The 20,529-nt window shown below is 46.0% G+C and carries 8 protein-coding genes; all 8 read right to left on the reverse strand.

The window, feature by feature from the left end; translation table 11 throughout:
• Nucleotides 1-284: 284 nt before the first annotated feature.
• The 8 genes from HQN88_RS18190 to HQN88_RS18225 all read right to left on the reverse strand — a co-directional run bounded on the left by HQN88_RS18190 (nt 285) and on the right by HQN88_RS18225 (nt 20,491).
• Complete coding sequence (locus HQN88_RS18190) at nt 285-3,851, reverse strand: polysaccharide lyase 8 family protein (RefSeq protein WP_173115042.1); 3,567 nt, start codon at nt 3,849-3,851, stop codon at nt 285-287.
• Between the two features lie 136 nt (nt 3,852-3,987).
• Nucleotides 3,988-7,554 carry a polysaccharide lyase 8 family protein gene (locus HQN88_RS18195; RefSeq protein ID WP_173115045.1) on the reverse strand — a complete coding sequence of 1,189 codons (3,567 nt, stop codon included), beginning with the start codon at nt 7,552-7,554 and terminating at the stop codon, nt 3,988-3,990.
• Nucleotides 7,555-7,676: 122 nt separating this feature from the next.
• Nucleotides 7,677-9,353, reverse strand: coding sequence for an extracellular solute-binding protein (locus HQN88_RS18200; RefSeq protein WP_173115048.1), 1,677 nt, complete (start codon nt 9,351-9,353; stop codon nt 7,677-7,679).
• Between the two features lie 124 nt (nt 9,354-9,477).
• Nucleotides 9,478-10,353, reverse strand: coding sequence for a carbohydrate ABC transporter permease (locus tag HQN88_RS18205; protein ID WP_173115051.1), 876 nt, complete (start codon nt 10,351-10,353; stop codon nt 9,478-9,480).
• Nucleotides 10,354-10,396: 43 nt separating this feature from the next.
• The gene (locus HQN88_RS18210) at nt 10,397-11,383 is read right to left on the reverse strand and encodes an ABC transporter permease (RefSeq protein ID WP_246320307.1); all 987 of its coding nucleotides are present in this window, start codon (nt 11,381-11,383) and stop codon (nt 10,397-10,399) included.
• Between the two features lie 131 nt (nt 11,384-11,514).
• On the reverse strand, nt 11,515-12,651 hold the full coding sequence (locus tag HQN88_RS18215) for a glycoside hydrolase family 88 protein (protein ID WP_173115055.1): 1,137 nt from the start codon (nt 12,649-12,651) through the stop codon (nt 11,515-11,517).
• A gap of 1,014 nt (nt 12,652-13,665) precedes the next feature.
• The gene (locus HQN88_RS18220) at nt 13,666-16,278 is read right to left on the reverse strand and encodes a cadherin-like beta sandwich domain-containing protein (RefSeq protein ID WP_173115058.1); all 2,613 of its coding nucleotides are present in this window, start codon (nt 16,276-16,278) and stop codon (nt 13,666-13,668) included.
• A gap of 94 nt (nt 16,279-16,372) precedes the next feature.
• Nucleotides 16,373-20,491 (reverse strand): S-layer homology domain-containing protein, encoded by a 4,119-nt coding sequence (locus tag HQN88_RS18225; RefSeq protein WP_173115061.1) that lies wholly within the window; start codon nt 20,489-20,491, stop codon nt 16,373-16,375.
• Between the last annotated feature and the right edge of the window lie 38 nt (nt 20,492-20,529).

The raw sequence follows: 20,529 nt of genomic DNA on the forward strand, positions 1-20,529 counted from the left end.
ATTTAAATGGAAAACATGCAGTTAAAACTGCCACATTTGTTGATATCAAGTGAAATTTATAAAAATAGCTGTAGATTATCCATCTGTTCTGCGTTTGATCGGAAATTTCAAACATTTAACTACAGAAAATCCATCTATTTATTGGCTATGGCTATTGGCTATTGGCTATTGGCTATACGCTCGCTCACCACCTGCGCAATACATCTAAATTCTAGCATGTAAACAAAGAAGCCTGAGGCATCCTCAGACTTCTTTGCACATATTAGAACTTTACTTCCAAACCTTTACGGATTGTAACTCACCTTGACATCATCCACGCTCATCGAGCTGGCATTGCCGCCAATCGATGCTCCTAGCTTGTCGACCTTGGTCAAACCAGCATACCGATAGTTCCACTGTGAACCTCGCAGTTCACCATTTACATAGACATCGAACTTTTTCGTTGTCGTGTTGATGATGACTTTGAGATGATACGGTTCTCCGTTCGTGGTCGAGGTCTGTATATTCGTTGCAGTACCACCGTTGTAGCCCCAAATTCTGCCGCTCTGCATGATGAGATGAGCTGCACTGTTGTTCGAGGTGAGGCTGCTGTCTGAGATGACCAAGGCGTTTTTCCAGTTGTTGTCATCGGCGGTCACAGTCGCTTCTGCGATAACCGTACTGTTTGCCGGTGCGGTAAATACCTGATAGGCTTCGGCTTTGCCATCTGTGGACGTTGTTGTCAATTTGACCGCCTTGTTCGATCCGCTCACTGTCTGCACCAAGCCCGTATTCCCTGTGACGCCGCCGTTATCGAATACCCAACCGCCTTGCCCGTTCAAATTACCAAGCGTCATGTTGTTAAAGTTCTCATTAATTAAGCTAGTTAACGTAAGCGGCTTATACGAGACTTTCACATCGTCCACGCTCATTGAGCTGGCGTTGCCCGCGATGGAAGAGGAAAACTTGTCGAGCGTGGCCACGTTGTAACGGTAGTCCCAGCCCGTAGCGAGCAGCGCATCGTTGACGTAGACGTCGAATTTTTTCGTTGAAGCGTTGATCACGACTTTCAGACGATATGGCTGACCATTCGCAATCCCCGTTAGCACGTCGATCTTGGTAGCGCCGTTATAACCCCAAATTTTGCCGGCTTGCATGACAAGCTGAGCGGCATTGTTATTGGACGTTAAGCTGCTATCCGCGACAATGAGTGCATTTTTCCAATTGGCATCATCAGCCGTTACGGTCGCTTCCGCTGTAATGTAGCCGTTTTGCGGAGCATTAAACAAACGATATGCTTCGGCGCTTCCGCTGGTTGAGCCTGTCGTTACTTTTAGTGATTTATTCTCGGCAGAGCCATTCTCCTTCTGCACAACAACCGTATTCGCAGCAACGCCAGCGTTGTTAAAAATCCAGCCATTTTGACCTGTCAGCGAACCAGGCAGCATGTTATCAAAATCTTCGTTCACCGTATAGCCGGCAATCGGGACGCCAGTAGGCGTTGCAAAGAACGCCTTAATGCTTTTGCCTCCAGCACCGTTCATATTGACAATGAGTGTAGTCGTACTGCCGCTGGTGCTAGTTGTGATTCGTGAATCCTTATAAACAACCGGACCCAAATTTTGCGCAATCGTCAGTTGAATAGTGCCCGCATTGGACAGCGTTGGATCAGACACGGAAACTTCCGTTCCGTTCTCGGTTGTGCGTACCATTACGGACGCTTTTTTGTTGCTGGTGACACCGCTCACCGTTTTGGAAGCATCATTCCAGAAATTAATTCCTAGTATTCCTAATGCATTTTCTTTTACTGCTTGTGCTTCACCTGAGTTCTCAACTACCGTAATATCTGGATTCAAAGCATACGTATCCACCTGCCCGCTGGACTTTCCTGGCAGCAGCACATACGCATAGGTGCCGTTAGTCGGATTCGTACCATGATCGAACCAAAGATTTATGTAGTTGCGTGTAAAATTCGTCGTGTAATCGGTGCCAAGATTGTATTGATTAATGCTTGACCATTGGTCTGTTCGCGCTTCACGCAATCCTTTAAGTGTTGTAGTCGTAGGAAAGTAATATCCGACATCCGAACCTGCCACACTCCCTGCCAAATGAATGCGATTTACACCAGTCATCGTCTCGCTCCACCCGAGTGCTGTAGATTTCGCTGACCCGTTTACCGTGAGCGCATTGTTTCCGCTGCTGTTCAGCTTGCGGTTCTCGACAATGGTTTCGACAACTTTGTTGTCCGTCGATGTAATGCCGGAACCTAAACTTACGATTTCATCATCAAACATAAACCAGGATTTCTTCGCTTGGAGATTGTAGCCATTGGCCGTGTATTGCATCCCTGTCGCTCCGTACAAGCCTGCGACTTCAGTCCCTCCTACCCAACTATTCGGATTTTTGGCATTAGCAGCAGCCGTGGTATTCTGATTAACGGTTGTACCTGGCATGCGATAACTATTGACCGTAGGCCAGTAGGAATCTTTATATTGTTTCAAGTCCGAATTATACAGATAGGTCATCCCGTCTCCGGTATGCCAACCCCTCAAATTGACATCATTAATCTGTTCATAATTTCCAATTCGATTGGAAGACATGCTGATGCCAAAAGCGAATCCCGGTCTATGGTGTACAGCTCTAGCCATATTCGGGTATTGTTTGTTCATGATCAGCGGCGCTCTTGGAGTAACGGATGTATCAGCTTCGATTTGCTTCGCTTGGACGATATCGCTCATCATGACCAAATCCGCATATTTCGTAGGTGAAGTGGCTTCCAGCAACCATTTTTTGACCATCGATGTATAGGCAGCCCGATCGCTGGCATTCGGTGCGGACAGTGCCATCCGAACCACGGAAGGCCCAATTGCTTTTATAGAAGTGAGTCCCTTATCATCGTCTCTAAAACCAGCAATACCTCTTCCTCTGACATTATCAAACATGGAGTTATTATAATATAGCGGTTCAAAAGCTGTATAAATCCATTGATAAATGTTATTCACATCCGGATCTACGATATCCCAAGTGGATCCAGCTACGACATACATGATTTTCGTCAAATTATCGAGCAAAGCTGTGCCATATCCCCCGTTGTAGGGAATGAGTGCGGTATGCTGAATAAAGGAACCCTCGCTGTACACCCCTTCTCCGGAAGTCACATAATCAAATACCGAGCTTAACTGGTCTCTGCCCTCGATAATTTTGGCGCTATTCTTGACGATAATCCCGCTTGCAATTTTTATGTAGCAAGCCCATACACGATTGGCTCCAGTCAAGCCAGTTCCCCAAACAAGCGCTTGATGATCAATGACGGCATGCCAATTGCTAATTTGCGTTGGGGTTAGACTGTCATACAACCAAGTCGTGATGTTATTGATAACAAGTGGTGAGGTAACCTGCCAGTCAAACCAATTGTCGTATCCTCTTTTTGGAATGCTGGTATTGTATCTGTTCGTATACATCCAATCCATAGCGCTGATAATATCCGCACGCAAAGTTGCATTGTTTTTCAGGGATGAACCTCTCGTTACATACGCAAGCGTCATCGCTTCTAACCGTTGGTAGCTTTGGGAAACATGCTCCGATTCCGTTGTAGTGGCTAAATCACTCCACAGGTAAGTTCTGCCTGCCGTCTTATTCATCGTATCCCAGTTCGTCTGTGCAATCGTCGTTATATTCGTGACCTTGACGCTGATGTCAGGATCTGCCGTATCGTACGTAGAACCTCCTGTGGTAAAATCATAAATTCTCGCTCGCAACGTGTCATATTCATCTGCCGCATAGGCAGGTTTAATCGGCACTGCTACGATATTAATTGCCAATGCAAGCAACAGTACAAGCGCTTTTAATAGTAGACTTTTACGTGTTAACATAAATATCCCCTTCCTAAATCACATTGTATCAGGCAAAAGAAAGCTCCTCTTCAATGATTGGATTAGGAATTAACCAAACGAATGAAAGAGGAGCTTATGACTGAACTAGATGTTTGGCTAACTCAACGTGAAAATCTTATGGAATATAGCTCACCATGGCATCATCTACACTCATCGAGCTGGCGTTGCCGCCAATCGATGTGCTAAACCTGTCGACCTTCGTCAAACCGGAATAACGATAGTTCCACTGTGAGCCTTGCAGCTCGCCATTCACGTAGACATCGAATTTTTTCGTGGATGTATTGATAATCACTTTTAGACGGTATGGTTCTCCATTCGTAATGGAAGTCCGTACATTCGTTTGGGTACCGCCGTTGTAGCCCCAAATTCTGCCGTTCTGCATAATGAGATGGACGGCCGAGCTGTTCGAAGAGAGACTGCTGTCAGCAACGATCAAAGCATTCTTCCAGTTGTTATCATCGGGGGTCACAGTCGCTTCTACGATGACTGTGCTGTTGGCCGGTGCCATAAACCCATGATACGCTTCGGCTTTACCTGAAGTGGACGTTGTTGTCAATTTTGCAGCTTTGTTCGATCCGCTCACCGTCTGCACCACTCCCGTATTCCCCGAGATGCCGCCGTTATCGAATACCCAACCGTCTTGACCATTCAGATTGCCAAGCGTCATGCTGTTAAAGTTCTGATCCATTAGGCTTGTTAAAGTAAGTGGCTTATACGCTACTTTCACATCATCCACGCTCATCGAGCTTGCGTTGCCAGCGATGGAGGTAGAGAACTTGTCGAGCGTGGTTACGCCCGAGAAGCGATAATTCCAGCCCGAGGCGAGCAGCGCATCGTTAACGTAGACGTCGTATTTTTTCGTTGACGCATTGATCACGACTTTCAGACGGTACGGTTGGCCACTGGTGATCCCCGTTAACACATCCGTTTTGGTGCTGCCGTTATATCCCCAAATTTTGCCGCTTTGTATCACCAGTTGAGCCGCCACGTTATTGGCTGTTAAGCTGTTGTCCGCGATGATTAACGCATTTTTCCAATTGGTGTCATCAGCCGTTACAGTAGCTTCCGCAGTAATGTAGCCGCCTTGAGGTGCATTAAACAGACGATAAGCTTCGGCACCCCCGCTTGTTGAACCTGCCGTTACTTTCAGCGATTTGTCCCCGTTCACGCCATTCTCTTTCTGCACAACAACCGTATTCGCTGCCACCCCTGCGTTATTGAAAATCCAGCCATTTTGGCCGGTCAGCGCACCAGGCAGCATATCGTCAAAATCTTCGTTCACCGTGTAACCGGTAACTGGTCCTGTGGAAGGCGTTGCAAAAAACGCCTTGATGCTATTGCCGCCGGCACCGTTCACATTGACGGTGAGAGTGGTCGTACCTCCGCTCGTGCTGGTTGTTATCCGCGAATCCTTAAAGGCCACTGGTCCCAGACTTTGCGTAAGCGTGAGTTGAATGGTGCCCGTATTGGAGAGTGTTGGGTCAGATACGGAAACTTCAGTTCCGTTCTCGGTTGTACGGACCATGACGGAAGCCTTTTTGTTGCTAGTGACACCGCTTACCGTTTTGGAAGCATCATTCCAGAAGTTAATACCTAGAATGCCAAGTGCATTTTCTTGCACAGCCTGTGCAGCGGTTGAATTCTCAATTACCGTAATGTCTGGGTTTGCTGTATACGTATCCAACTGCCCGCTGGACTTGCCTGGCAGTGTCACGTAAGCGTACCCGGCGTTTGTCGGATTAGTGCCGTGATCGAACCACATATTCAGGAAGTTGCGTGTATAGTTCGTCGTGTATTCCGCGCCTGTGTAGTACGTATTAACGCTCGACCATGAGGCTGTTCGTGCCTCGCGCACCCCTTTGAGTGTTGCAGCTGTCGGGAAATAGTAACCAACATCTGAACCTGACACATTCCCGGCCAAGTGAATCTTGTTCACGCCAGTCATGGTTTCAGTCCAACCTAGTGCCGTTGATTTGGCAGTCCCGTTTACAGTAAGCCCATTGTTGCCGCTGCTGTTGAGCTTGCGATTCTCAACAATCGATTCCACAACCTTGTTGTCGGTAGACGTAATGCCTGCACCTAGACTCACGATTTCGTCATCAAACATAAACCAAGATTTCTTCGCTGTAAGATTGTAGCCATTAGCTGTGTACTGCATGCCTGTGATCCCGTATTGTCCTGAAATCTCCGTGCCCCCAACCCAAGAGTTCGGATTTTTCGCATTTGCTGCTGCTGTCGTGTTTTGATTGACGGTCGTGCCAGGTAAGAGATAGCTATTTACGGTAGGCCAGTAATTATCCTTATACTGCGTCAAATCAGAATCATAGAGATAGGTCATTCCGTCCCCTGTATGCCAGCCCTTCAAATTCTCATTGTTAACAATCTCAAAATTACCAATTCGATTGGAAGACATACTGATGCCAAAAGCGAATCCTGGTCTATGGTGGATCGCTCTAGCCATGTTCGGGTATTGTTTATTCTTGACTAGCGCATCTCTTGTCGTAACAGATGGATCGCTCATGATTTGTTTCGTTTGCACGATGGAGCTGATCATTACCAAATCTGCATACTTAGTTGGAGATGTTGCGTCAGTCATCCATTTTTTAATCATCGATTTATACGCTGCACGATCATCGGCGGATGGAGCGGACAAGGCCATTCGTGCCACGGAAGCTCCAAGCGCACCCATTGAAGTTAATCCCAAATCATCGCTGGCTTTTCTTGCAATGTTTCGTCCTCTCACCATATCTACCATCGAAGTATTATAAAATAGCGGTTCGAATGCATCATAAACCCATTGATAAATATGATCCACATCTGGATCCGTAATATCCCATGTAGAACCTGCTACGATGAACATGACCTTCGTCAAATTATCCATTAAACTTACGCCATATCCGCCGTTATAGGGAATGAGTGCGGTATGTTGCAGAAACGAACCATCGCTGTACATGCCTTCACCAGAAGCCACATAATCAAATACCGAACTAAGTTGGTCCCTGCCCAGGATAATTTTGGCACTGTTCTTGACGATAATCCCGCTTGTAATTTTGATGTTACAAGCCCATACACGATTAGCTCCGGTCAGCCCAGCTCCCCAAGTAAGTGCCTGATAATCGATAACTGCATGCCAATTGTTAATCTGCGTCGAGGTTAAACTAGAATAAATCCAAGTCGTGATGTTATTGATGCTGAGTGGCGAGGAGATCTGCCAGTCAAACCAATTGTCATAGCCTCTATAGACTACGCTAGTGTTATATCTGTTCGTGTACATCCAATCCATGGCACTAATAATATCTGCCAGCAGAGTTGCATTGTTCTGAAGTGTTGAACCTCTCGTAACATAGGCCAACGTCATGGCTTCTAACCGTTGGTAGCTTCCGGAAACATGCTCCGATTCCGTTGTCGTTGCCATATCACTCCACAGGTAAGTTCTTCCTGCAGCCTTATTCATCGTATCCCAATTCGTCTGAGCGAGCGTTGTAATATTGGTAATCTTCCCGCTGATGTCTGGATCGGCCGGATCGTATGTAGGACCACCAGTGGTAAAATCATAAATTTTCGATCGTAATGTGTCATACTCATCTGCCGCAGAGGCAGGTTGATTGGGCAGTGCCAGGACATTGACAATCAAAGCCAGAACCAATAAAAGCGCTTTCAAGAAACGAAATTTAATAAACATTAATTATCCCCTTTCTGATTTGAGAATACCTCTAAGAGAAAAACTTCTAGTAAGAAAAACTTCCTTCCCGAACAAACTTGCTGCAGGAAGGAAGCACATGATGAACTACTTAGTTGATTTCATTATTTCGTTAACAATTTATAGTAATCTTTCGTGTAAATAACGTCTTTTTTGTTATCCGTATAGGCTTTTGTATAGAAGTCATCGACTTTCTTACCGCCGCCTTTTTCCCAAGCTTCTTGTGCATCTTTCATTGCTTGTTCAACCGTATAACTTGCTCCACCAACAACAGCTTTTGTATAAATATTTGTAAGTGTATTTTTCAATGTGTTTTTAATAACAGTCAGATCGTCTGTCAGAGTAACTGGAAGTACAACTTCGGACGTTGTTGGGCGATCCGCTGTGATGTAAGCTGCTCTACCTTGTTTCACTAAGTCGATATACCCTTTATCAACTGGTTTTGAAGGATCCAATGTGTTTGTGTACTCCACACATTTCCCCATTTCGCCGGTTTGAGACATCATTTGGAAATCGCCATTCCAATTTAGTTCTTTCTTGTTTTTCTCTGCATCAATCGGTTTCGGACAACCATCTACCATCTTATAGTGAACGCCTTCCAATCCATACATTAATGTCTTTTGAACATCTGGTGTCATCAACCAGTCGACGTATTTCACAACGGCTTCTACGTTCTTCGCTGTTGCATTAATGGCAGACGTAAATTGCATAGGAACAGCACCTGCAGGTGAGAATTGACCGAATTCAGACTTCGGAAGCGGTAGAATCGTCACTTTGGCATCTGGATTGTTTTTCATCAACGTCGTGTAGACATCGAAACCTTTAGCGCCTTCTAATACATCTGAACCATAAATGCCAAGCTTGCCGTTTACCCAATCCTGCTGCATTTTAGCACCATTTTTATCTGTGAACGTATCTTTATCTACAGTGCCCGCATCATATAGAGCTTTCTTAAACGCGAGATCTGCCTTTGGACGATCCCATGTCCGTACATATTGATCATTGTTCAGATGATAGGACGTGATCATCGGCAATGTTTCATCACTCGCTTGACCTAATTGGAAGAAATAGTCCACATCGTAGAAAGTCGAACCGAGTGTATCCTTCTTGCCATTACCGTCAGGATCCTGCTCTGTGAACGCCTTGGCAACTTGGAGATACTCCTCTGTTGTTTTTGGCGCTGGAAGTTTCAATTTATCCAACCAGTCCTGGCGAATCATCACATAATGGTTAGCTGTGAAAGGAAGCGTGCGACCAAAGAAGAAGGTTTTCCCATTAAACCTTGTTAACTTCTGGATCGTCTCATTGCCGCTAAACACCTTCTTGTAATTCGTCGAGTACTTCGCAATGGCATCATCAAGTGCAATAATTTGCCCTTTGGACGCCAAATCCTTCATATAGGGATTGGAAAATTCCATGATTAAGTCAGGTGCTTGCCCCGAAGCGAACAGGACGTTCCACTTTTCTGAAGAGTTCGTACGTGGAACAGGGATAAACTCAACTTGCACAGGTGCATTCTCATTAATCCACTTCGTCCATCGGTTATTCGTAATCGTGCCTTCACCTTCAGGTACATTGTTACGATCATAAATGGAAACCGTAATCTTAGGCTTAGGTCCTGCTGGTTTCGCACTTTCCGCAGCTGTGTTTGCAGCGCCTGGCGTCGTTGTTGCTTTATCTGTTTTTTCTTTATCCGATGCACAAGCTGCAAGTAGCGTCGTGCTTGAGAGTACCAAAGCTAAGGAAATGGAAGTTGCTTTCAATTTACTGATTTTCTTCATATGAATAAGTCACCCCTCATGTAATGTACGTGCATTTTTAAGATAACCCCAATAATTTCATCTACTTGTAAAACTAAGACTACCATGTTTAGTGCTGCACATCACCCCTTTCAAGGAATTACCATTATCCTTTTACAGCGCCGACCATAACACCTTTGACAAAAAACCGTTGTAAGAATGGATATACGATTAACATCGGTAATGTCATAACAATAACCCCTGCCGCTTTAACACCTTCTGGCGTAATTGCTGCTGCTAATTCAGGCTGTGTATTTGTCAATTCCTGCATCAAACTTTGATTTTGAATCATTTGTTGCACGAGTACCGCTAAATTCAGCTTGCTGGAATCATTGATATAAATAAGTACATTCATGAAAGCATTCCAGTGGCCTACCCCATAAAATAATGTTAATGCAGCTAGGACTGGCAATGATAATGGCAACACAATTTGAATGATCAAGCGCCATTCGGAGCAACCATCAATACGCGAAGCCTCTTCCAACTCTTCTGGCAATCCTTCGAAAAAGCTTCTCAAAACCAAGAGATTCCACACCGTGATCAAACCAGGCAGCCACAGCGCACCGTAGCTATTGATAAGCCCCAATTTTTGGACTAATAAATACGTAGGAATGAGACCAGCTGAGAAGATCATGGTAAAAATAATAGCGAAGGAATAGAATCTGCGTCCGATAAAATAACGCTTGGACAACGGGTATGCAGCTAGAATTGTGAAAACAATATTCAGGAATGTCCCCACCACCGTAATGATGACACTGTTCCTAAAATCCTTGATGATTGGGCTTTCCTTGAACAGCGCATTATAGCCGTCTAAGCTCAAATTAACTGGCCAAAAGCTTACCGTTCCAGACATTAACGCATGCTTATCACTCAGTGACAACGCTAGAATGTGAACAATCGGTAATAAACAGCTGAGACCTATAATCGTTAAAAATATATAGTTGAGGGCGTAAAATACCTTCTCTCCTCGTGTATGCTTCATAAGCTTCTCCTTCTTAACTTTTGTCAGTACTTCATGTGATTGCTTACCATAAGCCTTGGCCGAAGCTGCGCGCAATGCGATTGGCTGCAAGCACCAAGATTAAACCAACCAAGGATTCGAATAATCCCATTGCTGTCGCAAGACTGAAATTTGCTTGTTGAATTCCGATTTTGTACATGAAGGTACTAATAACCTCGGAGATTTCAAGGGTGGCGTTATTTTGCAGGACAAACACTTGATCGAAGCCTAATTCCATTAAATGTCCAATCTTCAGAATTAACATAATAATGATCGTTGGCAGAATTGCAGGCAATGTAATTCGAGTGGTTTGCTGCCATTTATTTGCGCCATCTATGCTTGATGCTTCATATAAGCTTTGATCTATAGCTGTTAGTGCTGCAAGATAAATAATCGCATTCCAACCTGCTTCCTTCCAAACACCGGATGCCAGATAAATGGAAATCCAGGAAAACTCTTTGTATAAGAAAGGATACGATTCACCAAAAAACTTCTCGATCAGATGATTGAGCGTTCCTGTACTTTGCGAGAACACCGTAACAACAATCCCGCCAACGATAACCCAGTTGAGGAAATGCGGCAAATATACCAGCGTCTGTACTAACTTTTTGAACTGCGTCCTTCTTACCTCATTGAGCAGCAGCGCTAATATGATCGGAACCGGGAAACCAATGATGATGCTTAACCCGCTTAGTTTTAAGGTGTTCCACACGATACTAAAAATTTGTTTCGTCTGAAAGATCATTTTAAAGTTATCCAAGCCTGCCCAAGGACTGCCCCAAATCCCTTTAATGAAACTGTACTTCTTAAAAGCAATAACGAGCCCCGTCATCGGGTAGTATTTAAATATAAAGAAGAAAAGGATGATAGGCACAAACATGATGTACAGCGGTATGTTCTGTTTTAATACGCGTTTGCCATACTTCCTTACTAGCCAATTACTTTTATTTTTTGCTGTACTCGCCTTCGGATTAACCATCGCTGGTGATGAAGGAGGGAGTGTCTGACTCATCGGTGTCACTTCCTTGCTCTGTAATTTGAACTCATCGTACCTGCTGATCCGCCATCCGTACAATATACATGATTTCGATCAATTAACAGGCTTATGCCATGCGGATTTTCGTGATCCGATATACACTTTTTCTAGGGATATACATGCACTTTGGCAGCGCCAATTTCCCAGAAAGAGGGATATCCTTGCAGCTTCGCTAATGCTTCCATGTAGTAGTAATCACCGTAAATGAGCGGCTTATTGATATTCTGATTCATTGGTACGTTGCCCGTGCCTGAGAGCAAGATCGCTTCTTCGGAATCAACTGCAACATAATGAATGGAGAGGGATTCCAAGATCGCACATGCTTGTTCCTTATAAAAGAGCGCCCGATCGCCTGCACATACCGCAGCCAGGTCTAGCAGTCCGCTTGCCGCAATCGCTGCGGCACTCGTATCACGCGATGCCCCCTCGAAGGTAGGCAATCGGAAGTCCCAATACGGCACCTTATCCTCAGGTAAGTGTGCTAGGAAGAATGAGGCTGCATGCTCCGCTGCTGCCAGCAGGTCGGCACGGCCGGTATGACGGTAGCTGAGCACCGAGCCATAGATCGACCATGCCGAACCCCGTGCCCATGCGGACTCTTCCGCATAGCCTTGGCCACCGAGAGCGCCGGTGCGCTCACCCGTCTCTGGGTCGAAGCAGACGATATGATGCGCGGAGCCATCTTCGCGAATAAACTGCTTGGCGGCCATACCCGCGTGCGCCTCAGCGATATGTTTGAAGCGAGGATCGTTCGTTTGTTGCGACGCCCAGTAGAGCAGTGGCAAATTCATCATGCAATCGATGATTGCCCATCCTACGCGCTCCGGACTGTTCCATGCGCGGATGAAGTTTCCTTTGATGTTGAATCGACCCGCTAAATGGCTGGCAATCTTCAAAGCCCGGCGTTTGGATTGCTCATTGCCGGTGAGGTGCCAATTCGCTATCGAAGTTAGCGTCCACATGAAACCCATATCATGATCAAGAGGCTCATAAGCCTCGATTACAGCATCCATTTGTGTTTCACAGCTCTCCGCGAAGAGGCGCAATTGTTCATCTTGGCGATCTTGATAGATGAGCCATAAGATTCCAGGCCAGAAACCCGCTGTCCAGTAGTGCGGCGAGGTCAATTGAAATTGCCCCTCGTTCGATCCGTGAGGAAATGCTGCACCTACTCGCTGGCTCGTGTTCTTTACTTTGCGGACACCCTGTTCCCAGGCATCTCCTATCCATTGTTCGATTGTCATTCTCTCTACACTCCCTCTTCCTTGAATGTCCCAAGCATATCTATCCGAGGCCGCTTGCTCAATATACATGTTTTCGTTGGATTAACAGGTTAGGCGCGTGGGCATCCTGAAACGTGAAAAAGACGCCATACAAGGGAAATAACCTTGTGTGGCGCCTCATTTTCCAAATAACTGGATAACATACAGTTAAATCTAGGTAATTCTTATCTTTTCCAATAATAGCTGGAAAACATCCATCTAATTTCATGATAAATCGCCTATTCAAGTGAAATCCATAAAAATAGCTACATATTTTACATTTAATCCTAAAATACCACTCAAAATCGAGAAATTAACATCAGGTTTTCCAGTTAAATTGCCAAGCGGTGGATGGGGAGAGCAGTTGAGTTGATGGACTGGTGAGCTAGTTTGTTAAGCAGCAGGTCTGGTGAAGGAGTTTGTTAAGCAGCAGGTCTGGTGAAGGAGTTTGTTAAGTAGCAGGTCTGGTGAAGGAGTTTGTTAAGCAGCAGGTCTGGTGAAGGAGTTTGTTGAGTAGCAGGTCTGGTGAAGGAGTTTGTTGAGTAGCAGGTCTGGTGAAGGAGTTTGTTGAGTAGCAGGTCTGGTGAAGGAGTTTGTTGAGTAGCTGGTTTTGAGGTGGAGCATATGGTGTAGCCGTTGTTCGGGACATGAAGTTTGTGGAGAAGCTGGCATTTGGGGAGTGGCTTGTTGGGTAGCTTGTTTTTGTGGGAGTTTGTAGTGTAACTAGTTTTCGAGGTTGAATTTGTCGAGTAGCTGGAGTGTTGGCGTGACTTGTCTAAGATGTGTTTGACTAGGTGACGTAAATTGTAGAGTAGCTAGTCTTGCTTGCGTTGAGTGCCTTTGGTGTCGTTGTTAGGGAGTCAACCTCAGAGATCGCAAAAAAAGGTGGGCTTTCGCTCACAAGGATTATACGTTACACGTATGCGCTCTCCCTTACATGTAACGTGAGAAAAAACCGCCAGAGAAGATCACTCTGACGGTTTCAATCGTGTATCCTTAATTACTAACGCTAATGATGAGACTACCCAGCCGTACCGCATCCCCTTGCGTGGCCATGACAGTGATGCGTGCTTCTCCAACCCCAGTCAGGAGAACATTGCCCGCTTGGTCCACCTCAGCAATAGCAGCATTGTCCGTATAGAACGCAATTGAGGTCGTGACTGGGTTCAAATTATGCTCAACACCTTCTGAAGTCAATCCTTTCACAGATAACTTCAGCTGGTCCCCCAACTTATTCGAAGACGGGGCAAAATACTCATCCCATTTCGAAGCATCAAGATTGGCCTGCTCCTGACTAGTATAGAACCGTACTTCTGAAAATCCATTCCAACCATCCCGTGTAGGACCATAGCCATAAGATGGCAATCTGACATATCGAGTTTGAACATCTCCCAGTAGGAACATCTCGGGATACAGAATGGTTCCGCTAGTGGACTGCATAGGAAGCAACTGCTGCCAGTTCACCCCATCATCCGAAATTTCCACCTCGAAATTGTAGGAACGTTCATTTCCCAAATATCCTGCAACAGACATCGAGTGAACATTGACCTTACTTCCCAAATCATAACGAATCCATTTAACTTCACCTTGACTAGTTGCTGACCATCTGGTATTTAGATCATTATCTACTGTCTTATTTGGCGTGTTTACATTCGCATAGCCGTCATTAGCATCTACGTAAGCCACAGGAATCCAAGTAGGAACGAAGGCTACTTCCTCTTTACCTTCTATGGTTACTTTGATCCCAGCAAGCGACGGAGGCGCCGTTTGTGCATTCGTGTCCTGCACGAAGGTGAACGTGTAGATACCTACACTCTCAATAGTCAGAACGGCGGTCTCATTGAGATTCGCTGCCTGTTTCACCGTAAATCTCGTTTCGGCCCCACTCTCGAGGTCAATCAAAGGAAGGTGCCCATCTGCGGGCAGCAGAAGTCGATATTCTGTCTGCTTGGGATTGAAAAATGCAACATGTTCACCATCCACTTTCAATCGAAGGTTCAGAAGTTGCGTCAGTTCTTCTTGGAGAGCAGGATCGGCGAATTCAAAAGGGCGTTCACTATAAACAAGTAGACCCGAAGTGTCATGATGCAAGTGTACGCCTAACGACTCCGCAAGTTTTCCCGCAGGAAGTGTAACAGCGCCATTAACCATCTGAGCATTGGCGGTTGCATCCAAACGCGAGACGTTGACCGTATATGTCATCTGACGCTGATCTTTGGACGTCACTTCAATGACAACGGCATTATCCCCTACTTGTAATTCGATGTTATATGGCGTACCTGAGACATGAGGAATTCCATTCACCGTCATATGATCGAAAAACCCTGATGTAGAGGCGGGTGTCAATGCAAATGTGTCTACCTTATTGCCCACATAAATGCTATACACTGTTCGCCACGGACTGAAATTCAATGACCCTCTTGTGAGACTCAAGCTGCTCAGCGTGGCCACGTTGCCCTGTTTGATCACATGTACAGTATACAATTTCTCTGTTCCATCTTGCGCTGTCACTTGAATTGAAATCATATTACTACCAGTTAGTAGAGGCATCTGGTAAGTTTCGCCGGAGGATTGAGAATGGCCGTTAATAGTGAGGCTTTTGTATACGGTTGATAACACAACTGGCGTCACCCCCAGACTGTTCACCTCATCACCCACTTGCACCTGGTAGTTGGTCACATCCGGACTAAAGTTCAACGTCCCCCGGTCTAGTGTCAAGCTGCTTAAGGACGCCTCATCGCTTAGCGAAATACGATTGACCTGAAGATAATAAGTAAGTGTCGTATTATCCTGCGCAGTAACCACAATTGCTATGGTATTGCTGCCATGCATTAACTGAACGGTATAGGTGCTGCCGGATACCGACTCTTGTCCGTTGATTTGTAGACTTTTATATACAGTTGAAGTAACTGTCGGTGTAACGTCAATCGTACTGTAGACATTTCCAAGAACATCTAAATGATAGTCTGTAACTTGGGGATTGAAATCAAGTAAACCAGGATTAACCTGTAAGCTAGAAAGAGTCGCATCACTGCTTAAGATGGGAGGTGCGGGCGTAAACATCGGCTGAAATCGCACAGCATCAGCTAACACATAGCCTTCAGCGCCATCCACTTTGATTTGAATATAGTTGCCGTCACCCTTTTGAAATTCAAATTCACCAATCGGAATCCAGACCGCACCTGTGCTTCCCTTTTGGCTCACCGTGACTGAACTAAGTGTTGTTGCACTAGCATCATTCAGATGAAAAATATCTATTGGCACATTCGTAGAGCGGTTGGATTGTGATCGATACGTTGATACATACACCTTGTACCTTCCCTGCTGAAAAGAAGCCGGCGTGTTGTATTGCAGGAATTGGCCATTGTGGTCGGCTGGCTTTACGGTGCGGTAGTCACTCCCAATTGATCTTTCAGGATTGGTCGCCGTAGAAGTCGTGTCCCACGCTCCTTGTATCGTTGCTCCGGAGCTACTATTATCAATGACGATATCATGCATACCTAGGGCATCCTCCAACACTGCAGCTTGAACAACGTGGACATTGCCTACTAGCAGAGCAAGAATCATCACAAGAAGAAAAGCCTTTATGGTCATTCTTTTTTGTTTCATTGTCAACCTCCTCCTCCTATACGCATGCCACCGTTAGCTATAATGCCGGGGCGAAGGGCATCGCAACTTCATACTTCCCTCGCCCAACGGGCACTTACTTGTTATAGATCCGGTATAGCATGATCGCTGCTTCCGCTCTCGTGATTTGCTCCTTAGGGCGCATTCCTTGACCGTCCCCCTCTAGGATACCCGCTCCAACTAAGAGCGAAATACCCTCTCTCGCATACGATGCCACTTCTGTGCCGTCAATGAAGGAAGCAAGATCGGCTTTTAGTCCTAGCTGTTCTAATTTGCCAGCAATGCGTAAGGCACGAGCCGTCAAAGTAAATATATCTTGGCGGGATACCGGCGTCTGAGGGTCGAATTGATTACTCCCTGTTCCCTCGGTTATTCCCAAGGTACGGGAGATTCCGACAGCTTGAGCATAATAAGCATTCACGTCCACATCGCTGAAATTATCCTGGTAAGCTGCCGACAACCCGAGAGACTTTACAAGCAGCAGAAGGAAATCCGCCCGCGTCATCCCCTCGCTTGGAGCAAACGTTGCTTCCGAGGTGCCTGCAATAATGCCCTTGGATGCTAGTACTCGGACAGCTTTGTCCGCCCAGGCATACGCGTTCATATCCTGGAATTTCTTATCTACGAAAGTTACAACGAATAACGTAGGATTCAAACTACGGACATGGAAGCCAATCCTACCAGTTGCTTGATCATATTTGCTATCCATAATAGGATCAACTGAGCCATCCGCTCCAATGCGCCATACAACGATATGCTCGGAGTTCCCCAGTTCTTCTGCTGTGGGCTTATATGGGAGAGAGATTCCGATAGACGGAAGCAATGTATCTTGTGTCGGAATAACGACGTCGGTCAGAATTTTCATCCGAAGGATCAGTCGATCACCAACCACCTTTTGCGTTGTGCTATCCAATTGGGAAGGGTTGACCGGCTCCATGACCAACGCAAACCGAGTTGACTCTGTTTGAGAGAATACGTTACCTGGTAGTGTCACTTGGCCTAAAGGAGTACCGATCTCCACGATTAGGTTGCTCCCTTGGGCTTTCATCGTATCGATCGGAAAATCTAAGACATAGGATGTTGCCTTATCAACGGGGTTGACATTCAATCTTATTCTTAGCACGCCATTGCCGTCAGGGGTTGCCTGCTTCAGAGCTTCCAGATAAGATTTACTATCTAGCTTTCCTCTCGCGGAGCCGTCTGATTGCACAATCGGACTCACTTCGACCGAGTTACCGATTACCTTGTTGCCATCTTGCGGGATTCCGGGGTTGGATGGAGTAATCAACTCGTTATTGGAACCAGGTATAGGCTCTTGCAAAGGTAATACGACTAACCGATCCTGATATCGGATCATTGTGGTCCCACTTGCTTCATCTCGTTCCACATTGGCTCCAAGCGCCTTCGCGGTAAATTCCACAGGAACCATCAACTCCCCATCTAGCTCCACTGGGCTAACGATAGGATTACTTGGATTCACCATGACTTTGGCACCACCCGCATAGGCAAAAGGACTGTTCGCTAGAAGTGCAGCATTATCCCCTAATTTCTCGCTCAACAGCAAGAGATGATCAGGGGCAGCATGCCACTCCGACATGTTGACAACCTCTGCATATTGAGTTGGCGGTGCTTCTCCACTTTTCAAAGGGATAAACTGAACAGCCAAACGTGCATTTGTTACATCTTTCATGTGAATAGATAACTTCGTCCCATAGTTGCTGCTCTGAATTGTCGGATTAGGCGACCAAGGAAATGGCTTCGCATCCATAACACTAAAGGTCGCATCCTGCGGGCCATCTGCGATATGTGCCCACATTCTTTTCCCATTCTGGGTTAACATGACGGATTTTCCGTTATCTGTGATCTGGATCGAAGCAGCAGTGTGCATGAACCACCAGACATCTGCAGGCTGTGTCGCCGTGATCTCGTCCTGCACGAGCACCTTAGAGCGGCCATCGTATAGCCGAATACCTCTCCTAGCGCTCGTCACATCCCGTGCATACGCTTGTGACATATCCATGATTCCAAACGCTTCGGTGGAATTGCTCTGATGATCTACAACGGTACCTGTCGCATTGATATCTTGGTCAACGCCCCCTTTGGCCGGATTGATGGCCAATGTATTCTGACCTTCCGCCCGATTATTGTAATATTGGAAACGTCCCCCAGTGAGATCATTATAGTTAGGCCAATCGTAGTTACCGGCTCCTCGCATGGTAGCCCATCTCTGACCCTCTGCCTCTAGGATGAAAGTACCGATGGAGAGGGATGAGTGATTTTCTCGGTTATATCCACCCTTTAACCCCGCATACACACCATTGATATCCTGCCATGAGCTTCTCATCAACACGCTATTCGTACCGGTCGGATTCTGGTAGGCCTTATCTAGAGGGAAGCTCTCCGTGATCGATCGATACGCTGAGTTGTACCAGAGTAAAGCATATACAGTTCCCCTCGATGTCACACTGGTACTATCCTCTGCCACCTCTTGGTTCCGTAAGTAATACCAAGCATACTGCGGTTTATTGAATTTTTCTGCGAACCACATCATTGTCGGTGAGTTGACTTTCCCAATGGAACTATCCCCATAATTGAAGGAGCCTGTCATGCCAGCCAAATAAATCGGAAATTCAGGTGCTTTGGCAACGCCAGGCGCTTCATATAGTTTGTATTTTTCAGGGCGCGGGAAATCTGATTCGAAAGCGGTTTCAAACGCAGCCATCGTGTAGGTTAAATAATTGGTCCCATATGCCCAATACATCGCTCCTTCCGGGTAAGCACCTAGAGGCGCGTAGGCTGTCAAACCTTTCTTGATGTTTTCGGTTCCCTTTTCCAGAACGAATTCGGCTACATCGGGGTATTCATTGGCTATGGCTAAGGCCGCTATCATCAATCCCCCATTGCAAACCACATTCCAGTTATGAGTGACTTCCGTAAATCGAGTGCCGCCTTGGCTCTTGCCATTATACCGGTCGACACCGTAAGTCAATCCCTTATCAAGCATGGTGTCTACAATAAACTTGCGCTGTTCCTCCGTCCAATCATAATAATTCCAGTCATAGGCAACAGCGTAAGCCTGAAGCATCTCTGCGACGGACAGGAAGCTCTCAGGCTTCCAAGTAGGATAGGATGCGGTATTCTGAATTTCCAACCAAAGTCGGTCCAGATACTTCCGTTCCCGCTCAATTTGGAAAGCCATAGACAGGAGAAAGGTGCGGTTTTCCATTTCCCGTGCATGTTCCAGCACAGCACCGTTATCTGGATTCGTACCGAAAGTCCTTACTGGCGTATGTAACAATTCGTCGGCTTGAGCTTTGATTCGACTGTACCAATTCATAGGTATATAATCTGCAGCAATTTTACGCTTAATTTCTTGAAAATCTTGGATGAATAACCGTGGATGCTCATTACGTATATGTGGCGCCACAGGTACACTCGGGGGCGTCGCTAACTTCGTTTCCCTCACGTCAGGAGCTGGAGTTGGAATTCCTCTCACGATAAGATTATCCACATAAAAATTAGGGGCAGCAGCGTTGCTTTTGGTCAGACTGAATCTAAGCTCATTAATATCCGTAATTTTGGCATCATTGTAAAAGGGTTGGTTGTCTGCAACCTTCGTGTTGTCTACCCAGACAGAAAACAAATCCGTTTCCGTGTCCATCTCTACTTTTATCGCCATCCAGGTTTTGAATGGCATGCTGTCATAACGGATTCTTTTGGTGGGGCCGGTAGGAATATCAAATCGGAAGAAATTCTCAGCGTTAATCGTGGAGTTAATAGCCGATATGGAAGTTAGCAAGGTAGCACCCGCATAAATTTCCGGCAGCTTAATCTGATCAATCGGTTTACCATCTAACCGCAGATCATAGTTGATTTCTAGCTTCCCACTTAATGAGGGAAACTTTCTTACAGGTCTGTGAGCAGCGCCCAGCGTACGAATCGTCGACATCAGCGCTTTATTGCCCTCTTCTAACGCTTCTGTTCCACCGTTTTTGGGCCGGTCCACGATTGAAACGGTCGTTGCTGGATAGCTCCAGTCCGCTAAATCGCTATTTCCCTCTACGTCGTCGAAAGTGTCATGTACCACAATGGGCAATACCTCGGATGCGGCACGCGTGTGGCCCGAGGGCAGGAGTATTAATCCTGCCGCCAGTCCAAACATTGCAATAGATAGTTTCCCTTTTCTTTTCAACATACTACCTCCTTATACACCGTATAATCACTATCTGATTG

The sequence above is a fragment of the Paenibacillus qinlingensis genome, from assembly GCF_013204845.1.
In the GTDB taxonomy this organism is placed as follows: Bacteria; Bacillota; Bacilli; order Paenibacillales; family NBRC-103111; genus Paenibacillus_E; species Paenibacillus_E qinlingensis.